This is a genomic window from Novosphingobium sp. 32-60-15, assembly GCF_002280675.1.
Classification (GTDB): Bacteria; Pseudomonadota; Alphaproteobacteria; order Sphingomonadales; family Sphingomonadaceae; genus Novosphingobium.
Window position 1 is genome coordinate 1 of sequence record NZ_NCEN01000054.1, and the last position, 9,020, is coordinate 9,020.

At 68.3% G+C, this 9,020-nt stretch carries 7 protein-coding genes; 4 read left to right on the forward strand and 3 right to left on the reverse strand.

Annotated elements, in window-relative coordinates:
* Positions 1-131 precede the first annotated feature (131 nt).
* Positions 132-1,364 (forward strand): IS256 family transposase, encoded by a 1,233-nt coding sequence (locus B7Y89_RS17955; RefSeq protein ID WP_292940906.1) that lies wholly within the window; start codon positions 132-134, stop codon positions 1,362-1,364.
* Positions 1,365-1,706: 342 nt separating this feature from the next.
* Here B7Y89_RS17955 and B7Y89_RS17960 read toward each other — a convergent pair whose 3' ends face one another.
* Both B7Y89_RS17960 and traA read right to left on the reverse strand, forming a co-directional pair.
* Positions 1,707-2,396 (reverse strand): DUF6118 family protein, encoded by a 690-nt coding sequence (locus B7Y89_RS17960; RefSeq protein ID WP_292940909.1) that lies wholly within the window; start codon positions 2,394-2,396, stop codon positions 1,707-1,709.
* 10 nt (positions 2,397-2,406) lie between these two features.
* Positions 2,407-5,412, reverse strand: a complete 3,006-nt coding sequence (gene traA, locus B7Y89_RS17965) for a Ti-type conjugative transfer relaxase TraA (protein ID WP_292940912.1) — start codon at positions 5,410-5,412, stop codon at positions 2,407-2,409.
* Here traA and B7Y89_RS17970 point away from each other — a divergent pair.
* From B7Y89_RS17970 to B7Y89_RS17980, 3 genes are read left to right on the forward strand one after another with little or no spacing between them, the layout of a single operon-like run.
* Positions 5,411-5,731, forward strand: a complete 321-nt coding sequence (locus B7Y89_RS17970; protein WP_292940915.1) for a conjugal transfer protein TraD — start codon at positions 5,411-5,413, stop codon at positions 5,729-5,731. The genes traA and B7Y89_RS17970 overlap by 2 nt on opposite strands.
* Before the next feature lie 37 nt (positions 5,732-5,768).
* Positions 5,769-5,987: a conjugal transfer protein TraD gene (locus tag B7Y89_RS17975; protein ID WP_292940924.1), complete on the forward strand. Its 219-nt coding sequence runs from the start codon at positions 5,769-5,771 to the stop codon at positions 5,985-5,987.
* Positions 5,984-7,570 (forward strand): type IV secretory system conjugative DNA transfer family protein, encoded by a 1,587-nt coding sequence (locus tag B7Y89_RS17980; protein ID WP_292940918.1) that lies wholly within the window; start codon positions 5,984-5,986, stop codon positions 7,568-7,570. The genes B7Y89_RS17975 and B7Y89_RS17980 overlap by 4 nt, the downstream gene beginning before the upstream one ends.
* A 246-nt stretch (positions 7,571-7,816) precedes the next feature.
* On the opposite strand, the gene B7Y89_RS17985 is transcribed toward B7Y89_RS17980, so the two are convergent.
* Positions 7,817-8,419, reverse strand: a complete 603-nt coding sequence (locus B7Y89_RS17985) for a replication protein A (protein ID WP_292940921.1) — start codon at positions 8,417-8,419, stop codon at positions 7,817-7,819.
* Positions 8,420-9,020 lie beyond the last annotated feature (601 nt).

Genomic DNA, 9,020 nt, shown 5'->3' on the forward strand with positions numbered 1-9,020 from the left:
GGTCGTGTCCCGGGACGTGGTGTAGGTCTGCGGGGGTAGCGTAGCCGCTCGCGACGCGCGCCTTTCCGCATGGCGCCGTAGCGAGCGAGCGGCGTAGCGGTGGTCATCCACGATCTTCGGTAGGGTCGGGTTTGCAGACTTCAACGCAAACCGAGAGACCGAAGATGACCGACGAGATGATGGCCCTGCGCGGGCTGATGGAGAAGACCCCGGACGCCGATTTGCTGCGTGAGATGATCGGCTTCGCCGCTGAGCGGCTGATGGAGCTGGAGGTGGGCGGGCTAACCGGAGCCGCGCACGGGGAGAAGAGCCCCGATCGGCTGGTCCAGCGCAACGGCTACCGAGACCGCGACTGGGAGACCCGGGCGGGGACGGTCGAGCTGCGCATCCCCAAGCTGCGCAAGGGCAGCTACTTTCCGGGCTTCCTGGAGCCCAGGCGGCTGGCGGAGAAGGCGCTGACGGCGGTGATCCAGGAGGCCTACATCCAGGGCGTCTCGACCCGCTCGGTGGACGACCTGGTCAAGGCCATGGGCATGAGCGGGATCTCCAAGAGCCAGGTGAGCCGGCTCTGCGAGGAGATCGATGAGCGGGTGCAGGCCTTCCTCACCCGGCCGATCGAGGGCGACTGGCCGTATCTGTGGATCGACGCCACCTACGTGAAGGTCCGCCAGGCTGGCCGCATCGTCTCGGTAGCGGTGATCGTGGCGGTGGGCGCTAACGCCGACGGCCGCCGCGAGGTGCTGGGCATGGCCGTGGGACCTTCGGAGGCCGAGACCTTCTGGACCGACTTCCTTCGGAGCCTGGCGCGCCGCGGCCTGCGCGGCGTCAAACTGGTCACCTCCGACGCCCACGAGGGAATCAAGGCTGCCGTCAGCAAGGTCATGAACGCCACCTGGCAGCGCTGCCGGGTCCACTTCATGCGCAATGTCATGGCCCATGCCGGCAAGAGCGGCCGGCGCGTGGTCTCGGCCTTTATCGGCACAGCCTTCGCCCAGGATGACGCCCCAGCCGCCAGGGACCAGTGGCGCAGGGTGGCCGACCAGCTACGGCCAAAGCTACCCAAGCTCGCCGGCTTCCTCGATGCGGCCGAGACCGATGTCCTGGCCTACATGACCTTCCCCGCAGCCCATCGCGCCAAGCTGCACTCCACCAACCCGCTGGAGCGCCTCAACGGCGAGATCAAGCGAAGGACCGAAGTGGTCGGCATCTTCCCAAACGAGGCGGCCATCCTGCGTCTCGTCGGCGCCATCCTGCTCGAGCAGAACGATGAATGGTCCGTCCAACGCTGCCGCTACATGACCCTGGAAAGCGTCGGCGCCTTGAGCGATGATCCCGCCGTCAGCCTGCCCATCATGGCCGCCTGACCGAGCCCGGCCCTGCCGGAGAGCGCGGTGACCACTCCGCCGCAGCTACACCACGCGATGGGACACGATCAGGATGAGCAGCGGCAACTGGGGCGCCCGTCGGCGTCGCGGTTGAGTCATCACGCTCCTCAAGCCGGCGAAGCCGGGCTGTCATCATCATAGTTGATACGCGCCATCAGCACGTCCCCCCTCATCTGGGCGCTCTGCTGAAGCTAGGAGGACGACGGTCTGCGCCCACCAGGGATAGCCACGCTGAGCTTCCGCAGTCCCTCCCAATGTCTTTATCGCCACCTGGGATCGCAGCTCTCCGAACATTAAAGAATTCACACGACCTGGCTCGCCTCAATCCTTTGCCTGCCCCGGTTTTGGCGCGGGCGGCGGCCCCAGCGTTACAGCGCAGCGCTGAGCCTTGCCGGTCCTGGCCGCTGAGCGGGCGCACCCCTCCAAGACGTCGGCGTTGGCCCGCCACAGGCTCGAAGCCGCCGCCAGGCCATTCCACGAGGTGGGGTCGGCGGTTCGCATAAGCTGCGCCCCGGCGTCCCAGCGGTCCAGCCGCAGCGTCGCGGCGGCCATCCGCTCAGGTACGCGCCAGCTCGCCGGCAGGGCGCGGGCGATCGGTCCCGAGAAGGCTACCCACACAATGACGCCGGCGACGGCGCCCATGGCAGTCATGATAGCCACCTGGCGGACCTGCTCGCGTCCGATGCGCTGCCGCTCCGCCAGGCGCTCCAGCTCGGCTCCCGCCGCGGCCAGCCGCTGCACGGCGGTCGCCAGATCCCGCCCGCCTTGCTGCTGGGCGGCCTCCCGCGCCTGGCGGACCTGGTAGGCGAACACCTCCGGCGTCAGGGCGAGGGCCGGATGCGCCTCGATCGCGGCCAACGTAGCGGCGATCTTGCCGAGCGTCGGCGCATAGTCCGGCGTCGCCGGCCCATCACGGCCTCGCTCCAGGCCGGCCCTCAGCCCCGCCACCTCGGCCCGCAGCGCCTCGAACGCCGCCGCTGGATCGGCCCCCAGGTCCTCGTCCTCGGCCATGAAAACCTCGCTACCGTCCCAGCCCGATAGAACGCCCAAGGCTCAGCGACCGGACCAGCGCGTCGCCCATGCTCACGCCCGCCACGTCGCGGACCTTCCCGAGGCCAAGCTCCACCTTCTTCCCTCGAAGGATGGAGTCCACCTGGGCGTCGCGCCCAAGACCCTGCGCCATGGCCTTCATCCGGCCCTCGATGGCCTTGCGGGCGTCAGCGTTCTGGTAGCTGGAACCCAGCTCCAGCCGCCGCGCCTGGAGCCCGCGCCAGTCCTCCACGAAACGCTCGGCCCGCACGGCCGGGTCCAGACGCACCCTGCCCTCCTGCGCCATCGCCCGCTGCACCTCCTTCATGCCGTCCGGCGTCGCGCCCCGGATCGCCAAGCCCGGGCTGCGCGCGAGGGCGGAACGCAGGTCCGCCGTCGCCTCGCGAGACACACCCTCTAAGCCTTCCCGGGCCTTCTGCATCTCGACCCTCTGGTGCGGCAGGATCGGCAGGCCCTCGGCGCCCATCCGCTCCGCGTCCGCCCAGGCGGCCGTGTAGCGCGTGATCCCACGCTGCAGGGCCTCCTCAGGCGCCGGCGGCCCTCTGACGACGGACGCCTGCAGGGCCTTGTCCGCCACGGGCGCGCGGCCGAGCTTCAGCCCATCGAACATGCTGCGCTTTGTCGGGCGGCCGGCCTCAGGAGCCGCGCCGCGTTCCGCGAGGATCTCCGCCCGGTCCAGCCCTCGGCGCTCGGCGAAGGCCACGCCATAGTCGAGTGTCGTATCCTTCGCCCGCTCGCGGCTGAGCGTGCGGGTGAGCTGGTCGCGGTCCTTGAACTCGTCGGCGCCGTAGTGGACGGCCAGCGTCTCCCGATGCCGGCTCATCCCGACATAGGCGGCGTGCCGGTCCAGGCCGTCGCTGGCCAGCAAGTGGCTGTGGTCGACGGTGACACCCTGGCTCTTGTGGATGGTGGACGCATAGCCGTGGTCGATGTGGGCGTAATCCTTCACGTCGAACGCCACCTGGCGGTCATCGTCGAGGCGGACGGCCATGCGCGCCGGGCTCACCTCTTCGATCTCGCCCAAACTGCCGTTCTTCACGCCCAACGATCGCTCGTTGCGCAGGAACATCACCCGATCCCCGGCCGCGAAGGACCGCTCACCCCGCTCGGTCTGCACCACCTGGTCGGCGCCTAGCGCGCCGGCGTCACGCATCCGGCCGCGTGCGAGCTGGTTCAGCTCCGCCACGTCGGCCCGGGTATGGGCGAGCATGAGCTGGCTGGCCTCCGGCTTGGCCTGACGCACGGCATCCCAGCCGTCCACGAGGGTACTGCGGGCGGCTTCCCGGGTCTCATGGCCCCGCACCATGCCGGCGGCCTCGTAACGGTCCAGCGCGGCCCCTGTGCGTCCCGTGGCCAGCTCCCGCGTCGCCTCGCGCTGCCAGTCCTGGCGCTGGCGGCGGATTTCGGTGATCTCGGCCGCGCCATGCCGCTCAGTGAGCGCCCGGAACGCCGCACCGGCCTCGATGGCCTGGAGCTGCTCGGCGTCGCCCACCAGCACCACCTTCGCGCCAGCGAGGTCGGCCGCGGCCAACACGCGATCCATCTGCCGCGAGCCGATCATGCCGGCCTCGTCGATCACCAGCACGTCGCGCGCGGTGAGCACGTCCCTCCCCTGCGCCCAGCCGTGCTCGAGACTGGCGATCGTCCTCGAGGCGATCCCAGAGCCGCCCTCCAGGCTCTCCGCCGCGATCCCCGACAAGGCGGCCCCGCGCACTTGGTAGCCGGACGCCTCCCAGGTCTCCCGGGCGACGCCCAGCATGGCGCTCTTGCCCGTGCCGGCGTAGCCCACCACCACACTGAGGTCATGATTGCCGGTCACATGGAGGAATGCGCTGCGCTGTGCTCCCCCCAGCACCAGCCCGCGCGTCTCGCCGGTGGCCAACGCCAGTTCCTGGGCCGCCGGCGAGACCCCATGTCCCCTGCGCTCCGCTAGTTGCTGGGCCGACCGCTCCAGCCGCTGTTCGACGTTAAGCATCTCGCGCGTCGAGAACCGGTCGCGGCCCGCGCCGTCCTTGCCGAGCGCGACCAACTCGGGCGAGGTTTTCACCGCGCTCATCGCCTGGCCGAACTGGTCGGCGTCATCGGTATGGCGGTGAACGAACCGCGCCAGGTCGTGATCGGTGAACGTGCTCTGCTGCCGGGTGATCGCGTCCAACGCCACGCCCGGTTCGGCGATGATCTTCTCGCCGTTGCGCCGGGCGATCTCCCGGTGATCCAGGGCGCGCTCGGCGTCCTCTCCCCTGCCCTCACGGCGTAGCCCCGCCGGCCCAATCTTGTGCTGCGGCTCCAGGTCGATGCCCTGCGCCTCCAGGCTCCGGTGATCGACCTGGGCGTCGATCCCCAGCTCCGCCAACCGCTCGTTCACATGGCCAGCCCAGCGCTCGCGCCAGCCCTGCAAAAGCTCGGTGCTGTTCCACTCGCGGACCTTCTTGCCGAAGCCGTCTGGTCCGGCTTCGCGCATCGACAGCATGACGTGGGCGTGCGGCTTGGCCAGCTCATCCGGCCCGATGTCCCAATGCACATTGAGGTCCGCGACCATTCCGCGATCGACGAATTCCTGCTGCACAAAATCTCGCGCCAGCTCGACGCCCTGCGCCTGGCTCATCTCTCGTGGTATCGAGAACTCGATCTCGCGGGCGAGCTGAGCATCCTTCCGCTTCTCGCCAAGTTCGACCTCGTTCCACAGCGCCTCGCGGTCCTGCCAGCGTTCGGGCGAGCCTTCCGGGGCCATGATCTCGGAGTGAACGACGCCGGTTTTGTTGCTGAAGTTTTGCGACCGGCCGAGCCGCTCGTCGTGCAGATCGCAGGCCGAACGATAGGCCGCCGACGCCACGGCGCTGGAGCCGTTGCCGCGAGAGATCACCTTGGCGCTGAAATGATAGAAACCTGACGGCCTTTCGTGATGGACTCGGCGGGCGGACAGTGATTCACTCGGGTTGAAGGATTGAACCGCCTCGTCAGTAAGGACCGACCCCATGCGTAAACCCCGCGACATCGACGCCGAATTGAGGGCGCTTTCGGACAAGGCCAAGGGTCTAAAGGCGAAACGGGTGTTGCAGCTCGGGGAGCTGGTCACGGTCACCGGGGCCGACGCGCTCGATCTGGAGACGTTGGCGGGCGCGTTGCTGGCGGCGGTGAACGGCGCGAAATCGGCCGAGCAAAAGGAGGCGTGGCGCTCCGAGGGCGCGGCCTTCTTTCAACGCCGGGGACGCAAGGGGCGCTCAGGCGTTGATGCTCCAAAATCTGGCGACGGGGGCGGCGCTGCATCGCGCGGCGACGGCGATCCGCCGCGCTGAATCCACCCGCGCCCGCACCGATACGAGAGCCTGGGTCATGCAACGTCGCGAACGCACCCGTCACCTGATCGAACTCGGCGGCCTCGTCCAAAAGGCCGGCCTGGTTGACCTGACCGACGACGACCGCGCCACGATTCTGGGCGGACTTTTGGACCTCGCCGATAAGCTCCAGGGCGACGGCGGCGCGAACCTAGCGGAGGTCTGGCGGCGTCGCGGAAAGCGCGCGTTCGAGGCCGAAGCGGTTGCCGCCGAATGAGAAGCCTGCTGCGGTTCGTCGCCCTGATCATCTACGTCGGCGCCGGCTACCTGATCGGCTTCATGGTCGGCCGCCTGCTGCTGATCCCGGTCGCCGCCGTGGCCCACATCGATAAAACCTTCGAGTCGCTCCTCCCGATCGCCGTCGGCGTCGTCGGCGCTGTCAGCGGCCTCGGATGGTTCAACGCCCGGTTCGCCCTCCCCGCACCGCGTGGCGGCGTCCACGGCTCGGCGCACTTCGCCAGCGCGGCACAGGTCAAAAGCTCGCTCGGCGGCGGCGCGGGCCTGATCGTCGGCCGTGAGAACCGCAAGGGTGGCCAGCTCCTCCGCTACGCTGGCCAAGCCCATCTCCTGACCATCGCGCCGACCCGCTCGGGCAAGGGCGTGGGCGCCATCATTCCCAACCTGCTGACGGCCGATCGCTCGGTGCTCTGCATCGACCCCAAGGGCGAGAACGCCCGTATCACCGCCCGCGCCCGCTCGCGGTTCGGCCCGGTCTATGTGCTCGATCCGTTCGAGATCTCCGGCCAGCCCTCGGCCGCCTTCAACCCGCTCGCCGGCCTGGACCCCGACAGTCTCGACCTGGCGGAAGACGCCGCGCTTCTCGCCGACGCCCTGGTCCACGATTCGCCTGGCCAGGTCGGCGAGGCCCACTGGAACGAGGAAGCCAAGGCGCTGATCACCGGCCTGATCCTCTATGTCGTGTGCAACGAAGGGCCGGAGGTACGCACACTCGCCACCGTGCGCGAGCTGCTGACCGCAAGCCCGCAAGAATTCCGGGTGATGCTGGAGATCATGCAGAAGACCACCAGCGCCGGCGGCCTGGTCCGCCGCGCCGCCAATCGTCACCTCGGCAAGAGCGAGCGCGAGGCGGCCGGCGTGCTCTCCTCGGCCCAGCGCCACACCCACTTTCTCGATAGCGTCCGGATCAACTGGACCATGGCCAGCTCGGATTTCCGCTTCGCCGATCTGAAGGAAACCAAGGCGACCGTGTTCCTGGTCCTGCCGCCGGAGCGCCTGGACGCCTATTCTCGCTGGCTGCGGCTGATGGTGGCCCAGGCGATCCACGACCTGGCCCGCTCCCCTGCCCGGCCGGCCGCGCCCGTCCTCTTCCTGCTCGATGAGTTCGCGGCCCTCGGCCGCCTCGAACCCGTCGAACGGGCCTTCGGCCTGATGGCTGGCTACGGCCTCCAGCTCTGGCCGATCCTCCAGGATATGCACCAGCTTTGGGGCGCCTACGGCAAAAAGGCCGGAACCTTCGTCTCCAACGCCGGCGTGGTGCAAATTTTCAACGTCGCCGACGTGGAGACCGCGAGCTGGGTGTCGAAGTCGATCGGCGCCACGACCATGAGCTATCAAACCACGGGAACCAGCACCTCGCGTGGCGGAATGCAGCTTTTCGAGACCAAATCCACCTCGACCACGGCTCACCTGTCGCGGCGCGAACTGATAACGCCGGACGAGATCATGCGGCTGGATTCCAGCTTGGAGATCCTTTTGCGCCAGGGCGCCGCGCCCGCCATCGCCGCCAAGGTCAGGTACTACGACGGGCCGGAGTTCCGGGGCCTGTTCACCGCCGCCTGACGCGACGCCGGGCGGAGCTTTCCATCCCCTCTCGTGGCCCTATTTTCCGGCCGCAGCGCCCTCCCTTGCGCCTCAGCGAGCGTTTTACAGCCCACCTTGGGTCACAGGTTCTCACTGCCCGAAAACGCAGCCTCCCCTCGGAGGCCCTACGGCGGTTCGACTGGGTTCTGAGGAGCCGGAAAGGCCCCAAATCTTCCTAAGAATAGCTTGTCGGCCGATTAGGCCGACTCCGCTCCCTCTTAGATTCTAAGACTCGTGCCGGGATTCAGACTGTCTGGCGGACTCACGCTCATTCCTCTGTTCGACTGCCCGTTCCATACGGCTGAAAGCGCTGGCCAGCGGCCCAGAGCCGAACAGCGCGGCGTTGCGCTCCTCGGGGTCCACGCCAGCGAGCTGCGCCTGCCACTCGGCCTTACGCGCCACCATAGCGTGGGCGTGGTCGTCCGGTATGGGCGCGTCCTCCACTGCCCTGCCTAGCAACCGCTCGGCCGCCGGCGGGAGCGCCAGGCGGTAGGCGTTGGAGGTCTGCTGCACCTGAGGGCCGGCGCCGAGATTGCCGGTCGGGATGTAGCGGCGAATCCAATCGACGAAGCCATGCCGACGCAGCGCCTTTAGCGCCGTGACCACGGCATCCTTAGACCGTTTGGTGCGGGCCATGATCGTCAGAAGCGCCGGCTCCAGGCGGCCCGTCTTGTAGTCCACGAGGCGTAGCAGCTCGCGCAGCACCTCGATCGCCACGGTCCCCAGCGGCCCATTGCGATCCCCTGGCTTCTTCCCGGCCCGCTCGAACCGCTCAGCGGCTGTGAGATACCGTGCCACGTCCTTGGGCTTGAACGGTCGCCAGAACATGCCCTCGAACCGGCCCTGTGGCCGGCTGTGACGGCGAACCGGCTCCGCCGGTCGCCCTCCCCTTCCCGGCTCTACGCCTAGCGCAAAGCCTTCCAATACAAGCTCCATCTGCCTTCCCATCGCGTTGGGTCGGCCCTTCGCTGGCGCGGCTATCCGATAGGCAAAGCTTCGCCGTCGCCGCCGAAGCGGTTTTTTATTGACTGCGACTCGGTTTTGGGGGAGCTTCGGGGTCAGCGACGACACCCGAGGGTTTTTCCCCCTCACCAAGCTATCGAACAGCCCGGGCGCCAACCCGGGCTTTCGTCTGTCTAGGCCTCCGCATCCGCCAAGACACGGGGAACCCAATCAGACGAATCGGCACGACACTTCGCACCGCTACGTCAGCGTGGTGGGATTCGGGACAGTCGGAAATCCACCGCACAGAATCCGCCACGCAACGACGGAGCAGACGGCGCCAAGGTTAACGAGTGCTTAAGTGTCAGAAGGTTGACGTGTTAACACGTCAACGCGTCAGCACGCCTCTCGGCCTCGGCTCAAGCCGGGCGCAAACCTCGTCGTTGGGAATGATGTGGCCGGCCTCAATGGTGGGCTACGGCCTCGG